General features: G+C 51.7%; 16 protein-coding genes, 9 tRNA genes and 4 pseudogenes. 25 read left to right on the plus strand and 4 right to left on the minus strand.

Translation table 11 applies throughout. The annotated features are described in order from the left end of the window. Nucleotides 1-6 precede the first annotated feature (6 nt). The 10 genes from KDN35_RS19165 (at nucleotide 7) to rocF (ending at nucleotide 2,123) form a co-directional block, all read left to right on the plus strand. Nucleotides 7-82: transfer RNA gene (locus KDN35_RS19165), tRNA-Thr, on the plus strand. Nucleotides 83-88: 6 nt separating this feature from the next. Next, nucleotides 89-165: transfer RNA gene (locus KDN35_RS19170), tRNA-Glu, on the plus strand. 72 nt (nucleotides 166-237) lie between these two features. After that, a tRNA-Val gene (locus KDN35_RS19175) sits at nucleotides 238-313 on the plus strand. A 31-nt stretch (nucleotides 314-344) separates the two neighbouring features. Then, nucleotides 345-429 (plus strand) — tRNA-Tyr (locus KDN35_RS19180). A 14-nt stretch (nucleotides 430-443) separates the two neighbouring features. Then, a tRNA-Gln gene (locus tag KDN35_RS19185) sits at nucleotides 444-518 on the plus strand. A 7-nt stretch (nucleotides 519-525) separates the two neighbouring features. Beyond that, nucleotides 526-601, plus strand: a tRNA-Lys gene (locus KDN35_RS19190). Nucleotides 602-650: 49 nt separating this feature from the next. Further along, nucleotides 651-727: transfer RNA gene (locus KDN35_RS19195), tRNA-Arg, on the plus strand. Between the two features lie 71 nt (nucleotides 728-798). Next, nucleotides 799-875 (plus strand) — tRNA-Pro (locus KDN35_RS19200). 59 nt (nucleotides 876-934) lie between these two features. Beyond that, nucleotides 935-1,008: transfer RNA gene (locus KDN35_RS19205), tRNA-Gly, on the plus strand. Nucleotides 1,009-1,226: 218 nt separating this feature from the next. Further along, nucleotides 1,227-2,123 carry an arginase gene (rocF, locus tag KDN35_RS19210; RefSeq protein WP_171567590.1) on the plus strand — a complete coding sequence of 299 codons (897 nt, stop codon included), beginning with the start codon at nucleotides 1,227-1,229 and terminating at the stop codon, nucleotides 2,121-2,123. 78 nt (nucleotides 2,124-2,201) lie between these two features. On the opposite strand, the gene KDN35_RS19215 is transcribed toward rocF, so the two are convergent. After that, on the minus strand, nucleotides 2,202-2,351 hold the full coding sequence (locus tag KDN35_RS19215; protein ID WP_171567591.1) for an aspartyl-phosphate phosphatase Spo0E family protein: 150 nt from the start codon (nucleotides 2,349-2,351) through the stop codon (nucleotides 2,202-2,204). Nucleotides 2,352-2,530: 179 nt separating this feature from the next. Between KDN35_RS19215 and sigW the strand changes: the two genes are divergently transcribed. The 7 genes from sigW (at nucleotide 2,531) to KDN35_RS19250 (ending at nucleotide 10,304) form a co-directional block, all read left to right on the plus strand. After that, on the plus strand, nucleotides 2,531-3,094 hold the full coding sequence (sigW, locus tag KDN35_RS19220) for an RNA polymerase sigma factor SigW (protein ID WP_171567592.1): 564 nt from the start codon (nucleotides 2,531-2,533) through the stop codon (nucleotides 3,092-3,094). Nucleotides 3,095-3,111: 17 nt separating this feature from the next. After that, nucleotides 3,112-3,735: a zf-HC2 domain-containing protein gene (locus KDN35_RS19225; RefSeq protein ID WP_212133655.1), complete on the plus strand. Its 624-nt coding sequence runs from the start codon at nucleotides 3,112-3,114 to the stop codon at nucleotides 3,733-3,735. Between the two features lie 111 nt (nucleotides 3,736-3,846). Beyond that, the gene (gene cdaA, locus KDN35_RS19230; protein ID WP_283092166.1) at nucleotides 3,847-4,665 is read left to right on the plus strand and encodes a diadenylate cyclase CdaA; all 819 of its coding nucleotides are present in this window, start codon (nucleotides 3,847-3,849) and stop codon (nucleotides 4,663-4,665) included. Continuing rightward, nucleotides 4,658-5,902 (plus strand): CdaR family protein, encoded by a 1,245-nt coding sequence (locus KDN35_RS19235; RefSeq protein ID WP_171567594.1) that lies wholly within the window; start codon nucleotides 4,658-4,660, stop codon nucleotides 5,900-5,902. Before cdaA ends, KDN35_RS19235 begins: the two co-directional genes overlap by 8 nt. 43 nt (nucleotides 5,903-5,945) lie before the next feature. Beyond that, nucleotides 5,946-7,292, plus strand: a complete 1,347-nt coding sequence (glmM, locus tag KDN35_RS19240) for a phosphoglucosamine mutase (RefSeq protein WP_171567595.1) — start codon at nucleotides 5,946-5,948, stop codon at nucleotides 7,290-7,292. 459 nt (nucleotides 7,293-7,751) lie between these two features. Continuing rightward, nucleotides 7,752-9,584, plus strand: a complete 1,833-nt coding sequence (gene glmS / locus KDN35_RS19245) for a glutamine--fructose-6-phosphate transaminase (isomerizing) (RefSeq protein ID WP_171567596.1) — start codon at nucleotides 7,752-7,754, stop codon at nucleotides 9,582-9,584. Between the two features lie 309 nt (nucleotides 9,585-9,893). Continuing rightward, nucleotides 9,894-10,304, plus strand: coding sequence for a YjdF family protein (locus tag KDN35_RS19250; protein WP_029098109.1), 411 nt, complete (start codon nucleotides 9,894-9,896; stop codon nucleotides 10,302-10,304). Between the two features lie 49 nt (nucleotides 10,305-10,353). On the opposite strand, the pseudogene KDN35_RS19255 reads toward KDN35_RS19250, so the two are convergent. Next, nucleotides 10,354-10,506, minus strand: a pseudogene (locus KDN35_RS19255) (IS3 family transposase); the annotation flags it as partial. Nucleotides 10,507-10,997: 491 nt separating this feature from the next. On the opposite strand from KDN35_RS19255, the pseudogene KDN35_RS19260 reads away from it, so the two are divergent. Continuing rightward, nucleotides 10,998-11,521, plus strand: a pseudogene (locus KDN35_RS19260) (transposase); the annotation flags it as partial. Nucleotides 11,522-11,549: 28 nt separating this feature from the next. On the opposite strand, the gene KDN35_RS19270 reads toward KDN35_RS19260, so the two are convergent. Then, on the minus strand, nucleotides 11,550-12,584 hold the full coding sequence (locus KDN35_RS19270; protein ID WP_171567544.1) for a zinc-binding alcohol dehydrogenase family protein: 1,035 nt from the start codon (nucleotides 12,582-12,584) through the stop codon (nucleotides 11,550-11,552). 113 nt (nucleotides 12,585-12,697) lie between these two features. Between KDN35_RS19270 and KDN35_RS19275 the strand changes: the two genes are divergently transcribed. The 7 genes and pseudogenes from KDN35_RS19275 to KDN35_RS19310 form a co-directional block, all read left to right on the plus strand. After that, nucleotides 12,698-13,072, plus strand: a complete 375-nt coding sequence (locus tag KDN35_RS19275) for a winged helix-turn-helix transcriptional regulator (protein WP_029098112.1) — start codon at nucleotides 12,698-12,700, stop codon at nucleotides 13,070-13,072. Nucleotides 13,073-14,016: 944 nt separating this feature from the next. Next, nucleotides 14,017-14,560: pseudogene (locus KDN35_RS20010) on the plus strand (phosphopantothenoylcysteine decarboxylase domain-containing protein). A gap of 360 nt (nucleotides 14,561-14,920) precedes the next feature. Next, nucleotides 14,921-15,991: an iron-siderophore ABC transporter substrate-binding protein gene (locus KDN35_RS19290; protein WP_212133658.1), complete on the plus strand. Its 1,071-nt coding sequence runs from the start codon at nucleotides 14,921-14,923 to the stop codon at nucleotides 15,989-15,991. Between the two features lie 16 nt (nucleotides 15,992-16,007). Next, entirely contained in the window at nucleotides 16,008-17,021 is a 1,014-nt protein-coding gene (locus KDN35_RS19295; RefSeq protein WP_029098114.1) for a FecCD family ABC transporter permease, read from the plus strand. After that, nucleotides 17,018-18,049 (plus strand): FecCD family ABC transporter permease, encoded by a 1,032-nt coding sequence (locus KDN35_RS19300; RefSeq protein ID WP_171567548.1) that lies wholly within the window; start codon nucleotides 17,018-17,020, stop codon nucleotides 18,047-18,049. Before KDN35_RS19295 ends, KDN35_RS19300 begins: the two co-directional genes overlap by 4 nt. Nucleotides 18,050-18,052: 3 nt before the next feature. Then, nucleotides 18,053-18,877, plus strand: coding sequence for an ABC transporter ATP-binding protein (locus tag KDN35_RS19305; RefSeq protein WP_212133660.1), 825 nt, complete (start codon nucleotides 18,053-18,055; stop codon nucleotides 18,875-18,877). Further along, nucleotides 18,874-18,966: pseudogene (locus tag KDN35_RS19310) on the plus strand (NAD(P)/FAD-dependent oxidoreductase); the annotation flags it as partial. The gene KDN35_RS19305 and the pseudogene KDN35_RS19310, both read left to right, overlap by 4 nt. 218 nt (nucleotides 18,967-19,184) lie before the next feature. Here KDN35_RS19310 and KDN35_RS19315 read toward each other — a convergent pair. Further along, nucleotides 19,185-19,784 carry a hypothetical protein gene (locus KDN35_RS19315; RefSeq protein WP_230077645.1) on the minus strand — a complete coding sequence of 200 codons (600 nt, stop codon included), beginning with the start codon at nucleotides 19,782-19,784 and terminating at the stop codon, nucleotides 19,185-19,187. Between the last annotated feature and the right edge of the window lie 307 nt (nucleotides 19,785-20,091).

Here is a 20,091-nt window from a genome sequence, read left to right on the forward strand (position 1 = left end):
TCATCTGCTCCTGTAGCTCAGTCGGTAGAGCGCTTCCATGGTAAGGAAGAGGTCGCAGGTTCGATTCCTGTCGGGAGCACCATTGCATGGCCCGTTGGTGAAGAGGTTTAACACAGCAGCCTTTCACGCTGTCATTCAGGGGTTCGAATCCCCTACGGGTCACCATATAATGAAGTGGGTCCCTGCAAAGCATAGGGAATGTACTTTCAACCATCCCGAAACTTTGTAGGGTGTTGTGGAGGCTTAGCTCAGCTGGGAGAGCATCTGCCTTACAAGCAGAGGGTCGGCGGTTCGATCCCGTCAGCCTCCACCATTCCTTTCACACCACTTCGTTGGTAGGATTTGGGGAGATAGCGAAGTGGCTAAACGCGGCAGACTGTAAATCTGCTCCCTCTGGGTTCGGCGGTTCGAATCCGTCTCTCCCCACCATTCCCATTACTCATTGGGGTATCGCCAAGCGGTAAGGCAACGGACTTTGACTCCGTCATTCCTAGGTTCGAATCCTAGTACCCCAGCCATTTCCATGAGCCATTAGCTCAGTTGGTAGAGCATCTGACTTTTAATCAGAGGGTCGAAGGTTCGAGTCCTTCATGGCTCACCAGTTACTTTATTCCCAAATAAAAAGGGGCTTTGGGAACCCCGCCATATATGTGCCCTTAGCTCAGCTGGATAGAGCGTTTGACTACGAATCAAAAGGTCGGGAGTTCGAATCTCTCAGGGCACGCCATATTTGCAGATGTGTGAGGTTAGGCGTGAGAACATGTTTCTCACTTCCCCCTCCCACAACTGAAGGTAGATCGGGAAGTAGCTCAGCTTGGTAGAGTACTTGGCTTGGGACCAAGGGGTCGCAGGTTCGAATCCTGTCTTCCCGACCACTTTCATATTCCCAATCTGCTGTTGGGACTATCTGCATTTTATGGGACCTTGTTCACATGCGGGTGTAGTTCAATGGTAGAACTCCAGCCTTCCAAGCTGGATGCGTGGGTTCGATTCCCATCACCCGCTCCATTCCATCGTGTAAAACGGGCAGCCGCTTATCGGTTGCTCGTTTTTTTCTGTACGCCCCCCGTGTGTTTCACCAATCATAAAATGACAGGGGACGCACGTGTCAAAAAGCCTGCAGGCAGCTGCCTGCAGTTTTTTTATGCAAATGGCTGTCGAGTTGAGTCATTTCCTTTCTCAAGGCTACAATAAGCGTGTGTGAACCAAGGGAAGGGGGCGCGTTTATGAACAAAAACATCAGCATTATCGGTGTACCGCTTGATTTGGGAGCAGACCGCCGCGGGGTGGACATGGGACCGAGTGCCATCCGTTATGCAGGCGTGATTGATCGCCTGAAAAAAATGGGTCTGGATATCCAGGACAAAGGGGATATTCCTGTTACTCGACCGCACACGTTTACCGAGACAGACAACCACAAGTACCTGGATGAAGTGGTGGAGGCCAACACCAGACTGGCCGAAGCTGTAAGCGCCATCATGGAGGAAGGGCGTTTTCCGCTGGTGCTGGGCGGCGACCACAGCATTGCGCTCGGCACAGTGGCCGGTGTGGCCAAGCACGTAAAAAACCTCGGCGTGATCTGGTTTGACGCTCACGGTGATTTGAACACCGGAGAAACGTCACCCTCCGGCAACATTCACGGGATGCCGCTGGCCGCCAGCCTGGGGTACGGACATGAGCGCCTGGTGCAAATCGGCGGTTTTGCGCCGAAGCTGAAGCCGGAAAATGTGGTGATTATTGGCGCGCGCGATTTGGATGCGGGCGAGCGCGAATTAATCAAACGAATCGGCTTGAAGGTGTTCACCATGCACGAAATCGACAAACTGGGCATGGCCCGCGTGATGGATGAAGCGATTGCCCATGTGTCCAAGAACACCGATGGCGTCCACCTCAGCCTCGATCTGGACGGACTTGATCCGCACGATGCACCGGGAGTGGGCACGCCGGTGATTGGCGGCATCTCTTACCGGGAAGGTCATTTGGCGCTGGAGATGCTGGCTGACGCAGATATTCTCTGTTCGGCCGAGTTTGTGGAAGTGAACCCGATTCTCGACCGGGAAAACATGACCGCCCGTGTCGCTGTTGCCCTGATGAGCTCTGCTTTTGGCGACAAATTGCTGTAAGAAAAGAAGCGAGGGACCCGTGAGTTCCCTCGCTTTTTGTTTCCGCATCTTTACATCAGTGGAGGATAGCGGTACATTCTAAGGATGGGGATGCAGCTTGTTCAACAGATGGTCCAACTGCACGCTTAACTCCACCATTTCGGGCGTAATCGTTTTTTGTTCCTCGTAGCGTTCGTTCAGCTCTTTGCGCAGTTGTTCGATTTGGAGAAGAACATGCGGATCGTGCATGTGTTCCACTCTCCTTTACACCGTCAAGTTAAGAGGGGTACCATCACTACTATATGGAGACAACCTGTCTCTTTATTCCTGTATTTCCCTCAAAAATGGCCGAGTAAACACGCCGGAAAAACGAAACCATTTGCAGTACCATCCGTATAAGGAGATTACGGTATTGCGGGGAGGATCGCATGGACTTTGTAGAGAAACGGTTAACCCAGCGGGCGAAGCGGGGAGACCGCGAAGCTTTTGCCGAGTTAATCGAAATATATAAGGACAAGATATTTCAGCTTGCGTATCGCATGGTGGGAAACCGCCAGGATGCGGAAGACATCGCGCAAGAAACATTTTTGCGGGTGTATGCCAACCTGCATTCCTACGACGAAAGTTACAAGTTCTCCACGTGGATTTACCGGATTGCGACCAATCTGTGCATCGACCGGGGCAGAAAAAAGCGGCCCGACTTTTCGCTCGACGAGGAACTGGAGCCCGGACAGGGCATGGATTGGTATTCGCGGCTGTCGTCCAACGAGAAGGGGCCAGAGGACCAAGTGGTAACGCAGGAGTTGCAGGAGACCGTACAGAGCGCCCTTTCCCAACTAGCGCCCAAGTACCGGTCCATCATGATTTTACGGTACATTGAAGATCTGTCGCTGCAGGAAATCAGCGATATTGTCAAGCTGCCGGTCACAACCATCAAGACGCGGATTCACCGCGGTCGAGAAGCCTTGCGCAGCAAGTTGCGATTTATGTAGGAAAGGAGAATACCACGATGGAATGCCGAGAAATGATTGCGCTCATTCACGAGTTCCTGGACGAAGAGATTGACGAGCTGTCCAATCAGAAGCTGCAATCCCACCTGCAGACCTGTGCTTCCTGCCGCCGGCATCTGCACGAACTGCAGCGGGCCATCGCCTTTGTCCAGAGCGCATCTCATGTTCATGTCTCGCCAGATTTTACCGCTCGCGTTCTTGCGCAATTGCCGGCTCCTCCCAAGACAAGGCGATTTTCCAATTGGCTGCGGAATCATCCGTTTCTTACGGCAGCTGCTGTCTTTCTCTTTTTGATGACCGGGAGCATGTTTGCTTCCTGGTTTGAGGCGGATAACACCCTGCAAATTTCCTCGTCCAACTTGGATAAACTAAAAATTGACTATGAGCGCAACGTAGTGGTCGTGCCTGCGGGAACAACCATCGACGGAGATTTGGTAGTGCGCAACGGAAATGTGGAGGTGCAGGGACAAGTAAAAGGCAACGTGGTCGCCATCGAAGGCAAGGTGGTGCTGGCTTCCACCGCCAAAGTGGCGGGAAACACCGAGTCAATCGAAGCGATCTTCGAATGGATTTGGTACGAAATGAAAAATCTTGGTAATGACTTGCTTCCTATCTTGCCATAGGAGAAAATAGAGAGTATAGTTACATGCAGCACGGCAAAAAGCAGCCGTGCTTTTTCCGCAGGAGACGCTAGCAACTGCCTTGAGATGGAGCGAAATATGGGGGCTTCGTTTATGATTTCACTGGATTATGGGGATTTGCTGCGGTATGTGGTCGATATTTCTCTCGTCACATACGTGATATATAAACTGATTATGCTGATTCGCGGTACGCGAGCGGTGCAGCTGCTCAAAGGGATCATGGTGATCATTATCACCTGGTTGTTGAGCAAGTACTTCCAGCTCACGACGCTGCATTGGCTCATGTCGCAGGCGTTTACGTTCGGGGTGCTGGCCATCGTGATCATCTTCCAGCCAGAACTGCGACGCGCCCTGGAACAGTTGGGGCGGGGCAGACTCTTTTCCCGCTCGAGCAGCATGCAGGACGAAGAGACGGTGCGCCAGATGGTGCAGGAGGTCTGTAAATCCGTGACTTACCTGGCCAAACGGCGGATTGGCGCCCTGATCGTAATCGAACGGGAAACCGGGCTGAACGATTTCGTGGAGACAGGAATTGGCATCAACGGGCGCGTCAGTTCGGAGCTGTTGATCAACATCTTCATCCCGAACACGCCGCTGCACGACGGGGCGGTGATCATGCGCAGAGACGTGATTCTCGCCGCTGCATGTTACCTGCCCCTCTCTGAAAATACGTCCATTTCAAAAGAATTGGGGACGCGCCATCGCGCCGCCATCGGGGTCAGCGAAGTATCTGACGGTCTGTCCATTGTCGTTTCCGAAGAGACGGGACACGTGTCGTTTGCCATGAACGGAGAAATGAAACGCAACCTGACAGAGGAGCAGTTGGCGGAATGCCTGATGGAACAACTCCAGCCTTCCTCAAAGAGCAAGTCCATGGCAAGTCGTTGGCAATGGAGGCGAAAACATGGATAAGTGGTTAAACAGTCATTGGTTTGCGCGAGCCATCGCCTTGATGCTGGCGATCATGATGTGGATGGTCGTCAACCTGGAAATGGATTCGACTCCTTCGACGGAGACGAGCCGCCCGCTCTTGATTGACGACATCGCCCTGCACGTCAAATACGACAGCGAGCGTTACTATGTGGTGAAACAGCCGAAAACAGTCAAGGTGGCGCTGGAGAGCAACAACCCGTTTTACCGCCATAATATTCTTCCCTCCGATACCTACGAGGTGTATGTGGACCTGCGTGACAAAGGAGCAGGGACCCACAAGGTGCCGGTTCAGTACAAGGGGTGGGAGGATGCCAAAGTGGGGATCATTCCCAACGTGGTCGAAGTCACGCTGGAAGAGAAAAAGACCGTGGAGCGCGAAGTCACGGTCGAGATGCTGGGACAGGTCGCGCAGGGGTACACGGCCGGCGAGCCGCTGGTCAAGCCGTTTAGGGCTTTGGTCCGAGTGCCAGAGAGCCAGGCTGACAGGGTGGCGGCAGTGAAGGCCTCCGTCGATGTAGAAGGGGCGACCTCGCCGATCAAAACGACTGTACCGCTCAAGGTAGTGGACAAATCGGGCAACGTCCTGCAGACAGCGGAAGTGATCCCGCTCACCGTGGAGGTCAGCGTGCCGGTGACCAGCCCGTATGTCAAGGTCCCGATCAAATTGAACTTGACGAATGAAATGCCGGATGGCTATAGTTTGGCTAGTGTAGAAATGAATGTGGAAGAGGTGACCGTATACGGACCGAAAGAAGTGATCGATGCACTCAAAACGAGCACGTATCCGGGGCCGGAGATCGATCTGAGCAGCATTACGTCGGATCGCGTCTTGGAGCTGAAGATACCGGTGTTGGAAAACATCGTGAATGTGGAACCCGAGTATTTGAAGGTGTCACTGAAAGTGGTTCCGTCCACAACCAAACGTTTGGCGAAAATCCCGATCCGCATCAGCGGCCTCTCGGAAAACATGAAGGCGCGCGTGCTTTCGCCGGATGGTCAGGAGATGTCCACCATCGATTTCGACACGGTGGGAGCACCGGAAGTGCTGCAGCAACTGGGGCCGGAAGATGTGCAGGTGGTCGCTGACGTGAGCAGCATGCCGGCCGGTGTGTATGAGGTTACCTTGAACTACATCTTCAACCAGCCGGATTACGTCAAAGTGGCAAAAACAGCACCCAAGAAGGTAACAGTGGAAATCACGAACAAGCGAAGCTAGACAAAAGCTGTTTGGTGTACAAGGAAGGAAAAGAGGGACAAACATGGGGAAGTATTTTGGAACTGATGGTGTACGCGGTGTGGCCAATGCCCAGCTGACTCCAGAATTGGCATTCCGAATTGGGCGTGTCGGCGGTTACGTTCTGACCAGACACAAGCAGGAAGGCAAACCGAAAGTGGTGATTGGGCGCGACACCCGCATTTCGGGACAGATGCTGGAAAGCGCGCTGTTGGCCGGATTGCTCTCGGTAGGAGCGGAGGTCGTCCGCTTGGGCGTCATTTCTACGTCCGGCGTTGCGTATCTCACCCGGGCGCTGGGAGCGGATGCCGGCGTCATGATTTCCGCCTCCCACAATCCGTATCCTGATAACGGCATCAAGTTTTTCGGCAGCAACGGCTTCAAGCTCTCGGACGAGGTGGAAGAGGAAATCGAACAATACCTGGACGCGGAGGAAGACACCCTGCCTCGTCCGACCGGCGAGCACATCGGAACAGTGCTGGAATACCTGGAGGGCGGTCAAAAGTACCTGTCCCACCTGAAAAGCACGGTTACGGAGCGCTTTGACGGCATGAAAGTGGTGCTCGATTGCGCCAATGGCGCTGTTTCTTCGCTGGCGGCCCGGCTGTTTGCCGACGTGGAAGCGGAGGTTATCACGATCGGAGCCAACCCGAACGGCGTCAACATCAACGAGCAGTGCGGCTCCACCCATCCGGAGCGCCTGCAGGAGGAAGTCGTGAAGCACAAGGCACACCTGGGTCTTTCCTTCGACGGTGACGCCGATCGCTGCATCGCGGTGGATGAAAACGGGGAGATCGTGGACGGCGACTACATCATGGCGATCTGCGCACGTGCCTTGAAGGCGAAAGGCAAGCTGAACAACAACACGGTAGTCACGACCGTAATGGCCAACATGGGCTTCTTCAAAGGGATGGAAGAATGCGGAATCAACACCACCAAAACAGCGGTGGGAGACCGGTACGTGGTCGAGGAAATGCTGCGCGGCGGTTACAACCTGGGCGGCGAGCAGTCCGGCCACATCATCTTCCTGGACTACAATACGACTGGGGACGGTTTGCTGACTGGCCTGCAGCTCCTCAATGTGGTCAAGGAGTCGGGCATGCCGCTGTCTGAACTGAAACAGGTGATGACCAAATATCCGCAAATCCTGGTCAACGTACGGGTCGAGGACAAGACGAAGCTCGCCGGCAACCAGGCGATTGAGAAGGCCATTCGCGAGGTGGAAGAGGAACTGGCTGGAAACGGCCGTGTCCTGGTCCGTCCGTCCGGAACCGAACCGATTGTGCGCGTCATGGCGGAAGGGCCGGACGAAGCGCAGTTGGAACAGTTGGTCAATCGGATTGCTGACGTGGTGAAACAGGAACTGGTATAATAGACTAGGGGAGTGGTACCATACCACTCCCCTCTGCATACAAGTAATAAGACAAAAGAATGATTGTCGTGGCTGCGAAACTGTGATACAGTTTTTCATGTGCCATGACAAAATGTAAACTGAGGGGGAATTTTCCAAAAGGTTATCGAATCGTGTAAAGTCGTGATGGAAAAGCGCCAGCACTGCGTTTGTCCGACACGGAGCGCAGTGGACGAGGTGGAGGTTTATCGAGAGTTCGGCGGATGCCTCCCGGCAGCTGTATCACTGCCGAGGAGCGCGGGTACAAAACAGCAGGGCGACCTGTTGGACAAAACCCGCGCATGATACACCAACAGGTTTTGGAAAAAAGGGTTTTTGCAAAATCGTCAGTCAAACAACACCAAATGGAATGGCGGGGGCACACCCCCCGTATCACAAACAGTGGGTCGTGTCCCCGTCACTGAAAGGGGACAAAACAATATGTGCGGAATTGTAGGATACATTGGCAATCGACAAGCGCAAGAAATCATCATCGGAGGTCTGCGCAAGCTGGAGTACCGCGGGTATGACTCGGCGGGGATCGCTGTTCAGACGGCACAGGGTTTGCTGGTGGACAAAGCAAAAGGGCGTCTGGCCGTGTTGGAGGGCAAACTGGCTGTACAGCCGCTGGCCGGTAACGCAGGCATCGGGCATACGCGTTGGGCAACGCACGGCAAGCCGTCCGACGAAAACGCCCATCCGCATACCGATTCGGCCAAAAAATTTGCCGTGGTACACAACGGGATTATTGAAAACTTCCTGCCGATCAAGGAAGAGCTGATGGCCAAGGGCTACGAGTTCACCTCGGAGACGGATACGGAAGTAATTGCCCATCTGCTGGCCGATCTGTATGACGGCGACATCGTCTCCACAGTGCGCAAGGCCGTGAAGCGCATGCGCGGGGCGTACGCGCTGGGCATCATGACCGAGCATGAGCCGGATAAACTGGTTGCGGTCCGTCTGGCAAGCCCGCTGATCGTCGGTGTCGGTGAAGGTGAGAACTTTATCGGTTCCGACATTCCGGCCCTGTTGGAACACACTCGCGACGTCTACATCCTCAATGAAGGGGAGATGGCCGTTCTCACCCGCGACGGCGTGGAACTGATGGATGCCGAGACCGGTGAACGAATCGAACGGGAACTGTTCCACGTGGAGTGGGATCTGGTGCAGGCGGAAAAAGGCGGATACGACTCGTTCATGCAAAAGGAAATCTACGAGCAGCCGCAAGCCGTCCGCGACACGGTGAGCGCACGCATTGACGAAGCGAACAAGCGCGTGGTGCTGCCGGAGCTGAACATGAGCGACGAGGAATTGGCAGCGTACGACCGCATCTACATCGTCGCGTGCGGTACGTCCATGCACGCCGGTCTGGTCGGAAAAGAAGTCATCGAAAAATGGACGCGCGTGCCGGTGGAAGTAGCAGTGGCTTCCGAGTTCCGCTACCGCGACCCAATCTACACCGACAAGACCCTGATGATCGTGATCAGCCAGTCCGGTGAAACTGCCGACACGCTGGCTGCCCTGCGTGAAGCGAAGAAGAGCGGCGTCAAGGTGTTGGCCATCACCAACGTAGTGGGCAGCTCCGTCGCTCGCGAAGCGGATGACGTGATCTTCACCTGGGCCGGTCCGGAAGTGGCGGTGGCGTCCACCAAGGCATACACCAGCCAGGTCGTGGCACTTTACCTGTTCGCCCTCTACTTTGCACAAGTCAAGGGCACGCTGGCCGCTGCCGAGATCGCGAACGTGGTGGAACACCTGCAGCAACTCCCGGCGAAGATCAGCACGATCCTCGAAAACGATGAGCAGATCCGTCGCTTTGCCGAAAGCATCAAGGACGCGACCAGCCTGTTCTTCATCGGCCGCGGTCTGGACTACGCGGTGTCGCTGGAAGGCTCGCTCAAGCTGAAGGAGATCTCCTACATCCACTCCGAAGCGTACGCCGCAGGCGAACTGAAGCATGGCACACTTGCGCTGATTGAAGACAACGTACCGGTTGTGGCGCTGGCCACCCAGCCGGACATCTACGAAAAAATGGTCAGCAACATCGTTGAGGTAAAAGCTCGCGGCGCCCGCGTACTTGGCTTCGCCATCGAAGGCGACCGCGAACTGGCCAAAACCGTGGACGATGTCATCCACATTCCGACCACCTTGCCAATGTTGACGCCGATTCTGACCGTCATTCCATTGCAACTGCTCGCGTACTACGCTTCCGTCGCCCGCGGTCTGGACGTCGATAAGCCGCGCAACCTGGCGAAGAGCGTAACGGTTGAGTAAGAAAAGGACGGAACCTGAGCAGTAGAAAGAAAATAAATCATGTCCACGAAGCCGAACGGTGTCAGGGTTCAACCCTGATCACGGTTCGGCTTCATCTTTTGAAAACGGGCTGGATTGTGATCCTTGAGGTGACGGACGGGATAGTGAAATCACGTGAAGCTTGTTGTATGATAAAATATGAATATGGAACGTAAAAACACGGTCTGGTTGGTAGTCCAGACGCATTGGTAACTGTTGCCAATGTCAGTAACCTTCCCCCCTCGGGATGTCCATCGTTCCAATGATTTTGTGTTAGAGGGGGAATAGAGAGTGAAATTGACTGTTTTTCATGATGGTCAATTTTGGGTAGGTGTTGTAGAAGAAGTTGTTAACGGAAAGCTGAGAGCGGGCAGGTATTTGTTTGGCTCTGAGCCAAAGGACCAGGAAGTACTTGAATTTGTTAACACAAAATTATTGGAGTTCATGAGCGGGTTGTCAGAACACCTATCTGTTGAAAAACGTCAACCTAGAAAAATAAACCCGAAACGATTGGCAAGGCAGGCAGCCCGTGAAATGAAAGCGAATGGAGTGTCGACGTACGCCCAGGCGGCACTTCAGTTGGAGTACGAGAAACGAAAAAAAGAAAAACAAATCCTAAGCAAAGCCAGACGGGAAGAACTCAAGGAATATAAGAGAGAACTCAAGCGAAAAAAAGCAAAAGAAAAACACCGTGGAAGGTGAACGGGACTGACCCCCGTCCGTAGGACAGGGATCAAAACACCTTAGTTTTTTAAGCAGCCAGTTGCCGATATTGAATCGGTGACTGGTTGTTTAGTTTCATTTGAATGCGAATTGAGTTATAGTAATGAATGTAGTCTTGTACAATCTGTTCAACGATGGCCGTCGTTGTACAGGTAATATCTTCGAGATTGAATGTTTCAGACTTTAGTGACGAGTGACGATTTGAATTGGCAAACGGCTGTGTATTTCGTTGATTTTTCCATCGATAATTTAATAGCTGGAACGAGCTTTACCTAGCCATTTGCATGTTTGTTTTACAGTGACCTCTCCCTTTAAAGCATCCATCCACTGAACTGCGGCTTCTGGTGACACCTCCTTTCCCACTCCTTGTACTTTTTTAAGACATCCAATTATTGCTGTAAGTAACGATTTCCTTGTCTTAACCTTTCAACTTCCGTTGCAAACTCTGGCCCTTTCCCGTATGCGTACTGTTTGCCTACCGGTTGTGCAAAACGGTGAGTTTCGCCATTTCTGTACCAACGTAACCATGTGTTTACCTGCGTTTTGTTCTTAATACAAAGTTGCTCCATAACTTCACTCACGGGAATACAATTTCTTGAAGGTGTTTTGATTTGCCTCAAGATATGGGGTCAGTCCATGTCGACAAACCCTGGTCGACAGTCTTTTTTCTGACGTAAGCACGAATACGTCTACGACGAGTATTACGATTGCTACATTTGCCCGAACAACGCAGTGTTGAGCTATGAAACGACGACCAAGGAAGGTTATCGCATCTACCGGTCCAATCCGGAGGTATGCCGCCATTGTCCGTTATTGACACAGTGTACGGAAAGCAAGGATTGCACCAAGCGGATCAGCCTCCATATTGGGGCGCATTATCTGGAAGAAGTTATCATTTGCGGCACACGGAAACGAACAGACACATTTACGAACAGCGGAAAGAGACGATTGAACGGGTGTTCGCAGATTTGAAGGAGAAGCATGGCATGCGATGGACGACCTTGCGGGGGATACGGAAGGTCACCATGCAGGCGATGCTTACGTTTGCTGCGATGAATCTGAAAAAACTGGCGATCTGGCTGTGGAGGAAGGATCGACCAGCAGATCGCGACAGGTGGGTTGGCTTGATTTTCATCTTTTCAACGGCAAAACTCCCACTGCGTTGGAGCGCATGTGGGAGTTTGTCTTCAATCTGAAACCATGCCTCTGGCATGGTTTTTTTCTTTAGCTGAAATGCTCCAGCACCACTTTGCCGATCATTCTTCCGGACTCGATGAGCGCATGAGCTTTGCGGAGATTAGCGGCGTTGATGGGAGACAGCTTTTCTGTAGCGGTCGTCCGAATCACTCCTTGATCGATCAAATCGGCCAAAGCGTTCAGCAGGTGATGCTGCTCAATCATATCCTCCGTTTGGAACATCGGGCGAGTGAACATCAGCTCATACACGAAGGTGACGCTTTTCTGCTGCAACAGGGAGATGTTGACCGGCTCATCCGTTTCGACGATCGAGCAGATTTTGCCTTGAGGTGCGATGGCGTCGATCATGTTCTTCCAGTGTTTTTCTGTGGTATTCAAGCAAAAGATATAGTCGACATGGCTATACCCCAGCGCTTGGAGTTGAGGGACAAACGGTTCAAAGTGATTGATGACCGCATCCGCACCCAGCTCTTTCACCCATTTGACCGATTCAGGCCGGGAAGCTGTGCCGATGACCGAAAGACCGGCATGCTTGGCGAGTTGTGTGGCGATAGAGCCCACGCCTCCGGCGGCGCCGATGATTAGAATCGTTTTTCCGGCATTCCGGTCGGCGTCTTTGGAGATACCCAAGCGATCATACAACGCTTCCCAGGCGGTAATTCCGGTCAAAGGCAGAGCGGCTGCCTCGGCGAAATCCAGCGAAGTGGGTTTACGGCCAACGATCCGTTCGTCAACCAGGTGAAATTCGCTGTTACCTCCGGGACGGGTGATGCTGCCAGCATAATACACGGCGTCCCCAGGCTTAAACAAGGTCACGTCCGGACCTACCTCTTCAACGATCCCTGCAACGTCCCAACCGATCACTCGGGGAGAAGACTCCACTTGGCTTTTGGGCTTTCGCACTTTCGTGTCGACCGGATTGACGGAGATGGCGTGAACCTTGACCAGCAGATCTCTACCGGTTGGCACAGGTCTGTCAATTTCGACATCCATCAAACTCTCCGGGTGATCGATGGGTAAATAGTTATAGAAACCAACGGCTTTCATTGTATTTTTAGACATGGTTTGCTACCTCCTTTTTTATTGTTAATGTAAATGTAATACGCTAAAATGTGAAGTACGCACATTAATGTGATGTAGTACACATTTGTATACTATTGCGGAGGGATGCGGCAATGCGGAATCGCAAAAGCGGTTATGGCTTTTGTCCAAACGATGAAGCCTGTCCGGTGGAGTTCACGCTGGACGTAATCGGCGGGAAATGGAAAGGGGTCCTGTTATATCATTTGATGAACGGGCCGATTCGATTTAACGAATTTCGCCGAATTTGCCCAGGGATTACCCAACGGATGCTGACGCTGCAGCTTCGCGAACTGGAGGAGGATGGCGTCGTTCATCGCGAGGTATACCACCAGGTACCTCCGAAGGTGGAGTACTCCTTAACGGAATTTGGCAGAACCCTGATTCCGATCATTCAGCAAATGAAGGAATGGGGTGAAACCTACAAGAAGACGGCTCCGTTCCTAAACAAGATGAAAGGACAAGGTTGATCTGTTCTATAAAATATAGAAGCAGTTGCAAGGGACCTGAGAAATCGGGTCCTTTTTGGTGTTCTAGCAAAAAATGGTTCCAGACCTTTTTATCACCTGACAGGAACCGTGATGTTGAGAAAGTCTCGATGACATTGAATGTCATCGGGACTTTATTTTCGCTACATTGACGAGGATGCTTGTAATTTTTTTGGGTATGTAATAAAATCTGGTGGAATTTTTATGGAAAAGTTCCCGATAAATGGTGTGGGTTTGGTGATAAGAATTCACTAAAACTCAACTTTCGAGCGGGGGAGGTAGTTTCACGTCGAAAACAATAAATTCTTACAGTCCGATCATTATGTGATGTTAAAGCGTATTAGACAGAGTAGTTTTTTGAATATTTATTCCGGTTTTTCAAGGATATGCGATAATTGCTGCTGTGATTCATGCTGATATTCCTCCAGGAGGGAAGAACAATGCAAAACCCTAGTTGGCGTTTTTTTATGGAAAAGCAGACAGGAATGAAGTCAGCAGGAATAGTCGTAGGACCAGGAAAAGACGGTGTCAACGCGCTCAAACTAGCGGATCAACTTTCATCCATCGGCACGAACGTCTATGTCTCGATGACCGAAACGGCTGCTAGATATTTTAACGAGAGCGTATTCACAGAAGTGGCGAAATGCCATGGGGTCCTCACTCCTGAAAACAATGTCGTTGCGGATGTTGACATCGTCGTGGTCACAGGTGCGTTGTTTGAAAAGGATGGATGGGACAAAGAGAGCATTCGCGCACGTGAGCGTTTATGTAAGAGAAAGCAAAATCCTGTGATCTGGATTCAAGACGGAGCGATGCAGAGTATCTGGAAGTTGGATATGGTTACTCATCATGAGGAAATCTGGCTTTTGAAAGGAGCGGCCCGAAAAGAGAGATCCCTATCATATGAAGAAATCGTAATGGAAGCCATGCGGACCTTACTGGGCAAACGAAATGGGGATTTTACCGGTATCAAAGTCATTGTTACCGGGGGAGGAACGATTGAGCCCATCGACCCGGTACGACACATTACGAATAGATCTTCAGGCAAAATGGGGAAGTCTTTGGCGGAAGTTTTTAGAGATCGGGGGGCGGACGTAGTTTTCATATGCATGCAAAGAACGAAGCGCCACGAAAATAAAAAAGACGTCTCAACCACTTCATCTGGAGCTTGTCCCCATTCCTAATTTTATGAAGGAAGTGCCCAAGGGGGTATATAAGGTTGGTTTTGCCGCCGAGACTGATCCAAACCTGGAAGGAGCCAAAAGGAAGCTGCTTGACAGGGGGGGTGATCTTCTTTGTCTGAATGACGTCTCTCGTTCAGATGCGGGATTTGAGGTGGATACCAATCAGGTGATGATCGTTGGCCCGGAAGGTACCAGGCATACGACGCGCCTGGAAAACAAATATTTGGTGGCATGGCAGATCGTTGACGAAATACAAAAGTGCCTGAGAGAATCAGCCAACGTTTAGTTGCTATTGCCAATGAAGTCCGCAGGAAGCCCAGGTCAAACGTTTACAGCACGGTAGTAGGTGGCAAAGCATTACCACTACAGGAATGCTGTCAGGAAATTGTCCAGGAAGCCGAGCGTGGCAGCAGAGAGCTGCCTTGATCCATGCTGGGCTTCTTTTTCTTTACGGGAAGGAATTGTTATGAAATAGTAACAAGAAAACATTTGACAAGCCTATCAATTCATATGATAATTACTGTGACTGATAATCATTATCAACCTAGGTTGCGGACTTAACTTCTGTTTTTCTTTTCCTATGGGTAATACCGGACCTTACATTGATAATGGATGTAATCTACAAGATAGGGTGGGAATCACGAACATGGCAGCGAAGCGGTTTGCATTCAGAAGTTTCGTACTGGCTTTTCTTATGGCCGGTGTTTTAGCGGGATGCTCAGGCGGCAACTCGGCAACTCCAAATGAAAGCAAGGCGCCTGCAGCACAAACGGAAACGACCAACAAGGATGCGGAAACGGCACAATTTCCAATTACCATTGAACATGCCTTCGGAAAAACGGTAATCGAGAAAAAACCGGAGCGGGTCGTGACGATTGCATGGGCAAACCATGACGTTGCGCTTGCGCTGGGAGTCGTGCCGGTCGGTTTCTCCGCGGCCAACTACGGCGTCCAGGACGACAGCGGATTGCTGCCGTGGACGAAGAAAAAACTGCAGGAGCTTGGCGTAACAAATCCGAATGTTTTCAAGGATACGGACGGGCTGGACTTCGAGGCGATCTCCGATGCCAATCCGGACGTGATTCTTGCGGCATACTCCGGCATCACCCAGGAGGAATACGATACGCTCTCCCAAATTGCTCCGGTCGTTGCCTATCCCAAAACGCCGTGGGTGATTACGTGGCGTGAGCAAATTCGCATGAATGCCGCCGGAATGGGCATTCCGGCCAAGGGCGAGCAGCTGATTAAAGATGTCGAAAAGCTCATCGCTGACAAGGTTGTGCAGCATCCGGAATTAAAAGGCGTGAAAGCGGCATTTACATATTTCTCGCCGTCTGATTTGTCCAGCTTCTATATTTATTTGCCCGGTGATCCGCGCGGGGAGTTTTTGCAAGAATTGGGCATGGTCTTCCCGGAAAACATCAACAAATACGTAAAACCGGACACCGGCTTTGCGTTGAGTTTAAGCGCGGAAAACGCCGATGCGTTACGTGATGCCGACATTTTGGTGGCTTATGGCGATGAAGCGCTGTTAAAAGCGCTGCAGGCGGACCCTGTATTCGGCAAGATTCCGGCCATTAAACGGGGGTCCATGGTGTTGATACCGGACGGCACGCCGCTGGCGGCAGCAGGCAATCCCAATCCGCTTTCGATCGAATACACATTGGATGAATATCTGTCGCTGATCGTCAAAGCCGTAGCGAAAATTAAACAATAAAATGGAGTCCGCATAGATGGAACGCAACCGTTTTTATCCGAAATCGTTCATCCCTGTGCTCGTCATCTTTCTTGTGTTGTTCGTGCTGGGGATTATCGCTTCCTTTATGTTTGGAGCACGTTCCTTGACATTGCAGGAAGTGATCGACGGGTTGATGAAGCATCAAGGGGAAATCTATGAAACGAGCGTCGTGCAAAAGCGTGTCGTCCGCACCATTTTCGCCTTGTGCTGCGGTGCGGCACTTGGCATAGCGGGGGTGCTCATGCAATCCGTCACGCGCAACCCCATCGCGGATCCGAGTATTCTCGGCGTTAACAACGGGGCGGCATTGTTTGTCGTATGCGGCATGGCATTTTTTCAGATCAATACGGCCAGTCAGTATATTTGGTTTGCTTTAGCGGGCGCTGTGCTTACAGCGATATTCGTTTTTGGCATCGGTTCTCTGGGGCGTGGCGGTGCTACGCCTCTTAAACTTGTACTGGCGGGGGCGGCCACGAGTGCTGCCTTCTCCTCCCTGGTCACCGCTGTGATGATTCCGCGTTCCTATGTGATGGATCAGTTTCGATTTTGGCAGGTGGGCAGTGTCGGCGCCGGCACGTGGGATTCGCTCGTCCTGCTGTTGCCCTTTCTTCTGACGGGTGTTCTTATAGCCGTCATCACCGCCCCGGCGTTAAATGCTTTGGCGCTTGGGGAGGAAATGGCAACCGGCCTTGGAGTAAAAACGAGTCTGCTCAGGCTTGTTGCGGCGTTTGCGGGCGTCATCTTATGCGGCGCCACCACTGCGGTTGCCGGTCCCATCGGGTTCGTCGGACTTCTGGCCACCCATGTGATGCGGATGCTGTTGGGGCCGGATTTGCGCTACTTAATCCCGATGTCCGCCCTTTCAGGGGCTGTCATCTTAACCGTTTCCGATGTACTTGGCAGATTAATCGGCAGACCGGGTGAATTGGAGGTAGGGGTGCTGACTGCCTTTCTCGGCGCTCCCCTGCTGATCATTCTAACGATGAAAGCGAAAGTGCGTTCACTATGAATCAGACGACGATTGATTTTATTAAACAAGGCAGGATTCGCCGCAGAGGCAGATGGATAGCTGTGACGACGGCATTGGCCGTGCTTACGGTGGCTTTATGCTGTGCCATGCTCTTGCTGGGCAATACGATCTATCCTGTGCGTGATGTGGCGGCCGTACTGTTGGGAGAAGAGGTAAAAGGTGCGACATTCGCAATCAAAACGATTCGCTTGCCGCGCATGCTGGCCGGTTTGTTTGCGGGCTTTGCCTTTGGCATCGCCGGCTATGTATTTCAAACGATGCTGCGAAATCCGCTGGCCAACCCGAATGTGATCGGGATTACTGCCGGTTCGAGCGCGGCGGCTGTTTTTTGCATCGTCGTTTTGCAGAGCAGCGAAACCGTGACATCCGTCGCATCGATCATCGCCGGATTACTGACGGTCCTCATCATTTACGGATTGGCCAGGGGAAAAACGTTTTCCATCGGTCGGCTGATTTTGGTCGGCATCGGGATGCAGGCGATGTGCAACTCCATCATTACCTATTTAATGTTGATCGCCAAGGAACACAATCTTTCTTCTGCGGTGCGCTGGCTTACGGGAAGTTTAAACGGGGTGAAGATGGAAGAATTGCCTGTGCTGATGATTTCCTTCCTGGTGCTGGTGCCGCTGATTTGCGTGCTTGGCCGATCGTTAATGGTGCTGGAACTGGGCGAACAAATGGCGACGGCATTGGGGGTCAAAACGGACCGGACACGTGTGCTCCTCATCGTTAGTGCCGTGGTGCTGTCAGCGATTGCCACGGCGATTACCGGACCGATTGCTTCGGTGGCGTTTCTCGCCGGTCCGATTGCCGTTCGTTTGGTCGGTACAGGCACCGCCAACAGCATACCCGCCGGTCTGGTTGGGGCTGTGTTGGTGTTGGCCGCGGATTTGGTGGGGCAATTCGCCTTTGAAGTCAAATTCCCCGTGGGCATCATTACGGGAATCATCGGAGCGCCTTATTTGTTGTACCTGTTAGTGCGAATGAATCGAAAGGGGGCGTTTTAAACGATGAAAAGCCATACCTTTCAGGCCAAGCAGCTTGTTGCCGGTTATGGCGACAAAAAGATTTTAGACGGCATCAGCCTGCAAATCCCCAGCAATCAAATCAGCGTCATTATCGGAGCAAACGGATGCGGCAAATCGACGCTGTTAAAGACGCTGGCCCGGATCATCAAACCGCTGTCAGGCGAGATATTGTTGGACGGCCGACCGATTCATTCGATCCCGTCGAAGCAGCTGGCTCGGGTGTTGGGCTTGCTGCCGCAATCGCCCATCGTTCCGGAGGGGATTACCGTGGCCGATTTGGTCGGGCGGGGCCGTTTTCCCCATCAATCGCTGTTTGGAACATGGAGCAAGAAAGACTACGAAGCGGTTGCGGAAGCCATGGAGATTATGGACATCACGGCATTGGCCAACCGCCATGTGGATGAGCTGTCGGGCGGTCAGCGTCAACGGGTTTGGATTGCGATGGCATTGGCGCAGCAGACGGATATGTTATTTCTGGACGAACCGACCACCTATTTGGATATCACGTACCAGATCGAAATTCTGGATCTGTTGACGGATTTAAACCGCAAATACGGCACGACCATCGTCATGGTCTTGCATGATATCAACTTGTCGGCGCGGTATGCGGATTATGTGTTTGCGCTGCGTCAAGGCAAACTGGTCGCCGAAGGCAAACCGTCCGAAGTGATTACCAGTCAATTGATCAAAGACGTTTTCGGGCTGGATTGTATGATTGTTCGGGACCCTGTATCCGGTGCTCCTTCGGTCGTGCCGATAGGGCGCCATCATGCCGGCGAAACTTTTGTGCTGGAGGCGAGCAGATGAGCACACAAGATTTGTACGACGTGACGATTATCGGCGCCGGACCGGCAGGCCTCTATTCCGCCTTTAATGTGGGCCTGCGGGAAATGAAAATGTTCACTTAGCATGTACACTTGTCAGGCTTCATCGGTTTCTGTGCCGAAAAGGTAATGATGCCGGACAGACGCAAAGAGCCTCCACCCGCCGCAAAGACGGGAGGAGGCTCACATTTATTTTGCAGATTGCTAAGAAAGCAGGTGCTACGCCAGCCGATATCTCCATCCCCAGTCAAGATCGACCGGACTCTCTCCGGCTAGATCTCGCTCGGAGATTAAAAGTGATATGGGCTGATTATTTCGATAAGCAATGCAAGAACAAATGAAAACACGATGGATACCGCCATTTGTTTCGGTTCCTTGTAAAAAATCACGCACAAAACAGCATACATAATGAGTTCGTCAATATAATTGATGTCCAGATAAAATGCGCCAATTGCCAAAGAAAGACTTAACATCAGTCCCATGGGCAAGGCCGGCAAGATATAAGCGAGACGTGAATGATTTTTGGCTAACCAAACAATGCTGCCCAGAAAGGGAGATAATAGTGCAATACTGCCCCACAGCATAAAATATTTGGTCGGAAAAAAACCGAACAAGTATGCTGAATACAGGTAATAACTGATCAGCACCCCTGCAAAGAATACAAAGGTATTGATCGCGGCCCTGATGATTGTTTTACTGTACGCGGCTATCATTGCAGCGATCAATACCCAGATTCCTAATCGGGAAAGAATGTGCGAACAATAGTGGAAGACATCCGCTAGCCAACTCCCATCGACTGCAACCGTGTCTAAATACTTGGAGATTGTACCCAAGAGCGCACCGATGAGTACACATTTCATATAGTCGGGCATCATTTTTTTCACTGTCATCATTTTTCCACCTCTACAGCGTTGCAACAATTCCTCTCATTATATCATGTCGTCTTGATGACGTTGACGAAAGAACCGTATTCAGTTATGAGCCGCACAAATACAATTGTATTTTGGTTGACGACGATTTGCTTAATGACTTGACGGAGAAAAAACATTGTGCTGATCATCGCGGCTAATGATGAGCAAGTGATGAGCAAGAATCTTTTCAGTGCCAGATACAAAGTGGACTCATAAAGGTATAATGGACAAACAGTTCAACGAATGGAGTGAAGAATCATGAAACGAAGGATCATACTGGATTTGG

Origin of the sequence: Brevibacillus sp. NL20B1, from assembly GCF_018195675.1 — a bacterium.
In the GTDB taxonomy this organism is placed as follows: Bacteria; Bacillota; Bacilli; order Brevibacillales; family Brevibacillaceae; genus Brevibacillus; species Brevibacillus aydinogluensis.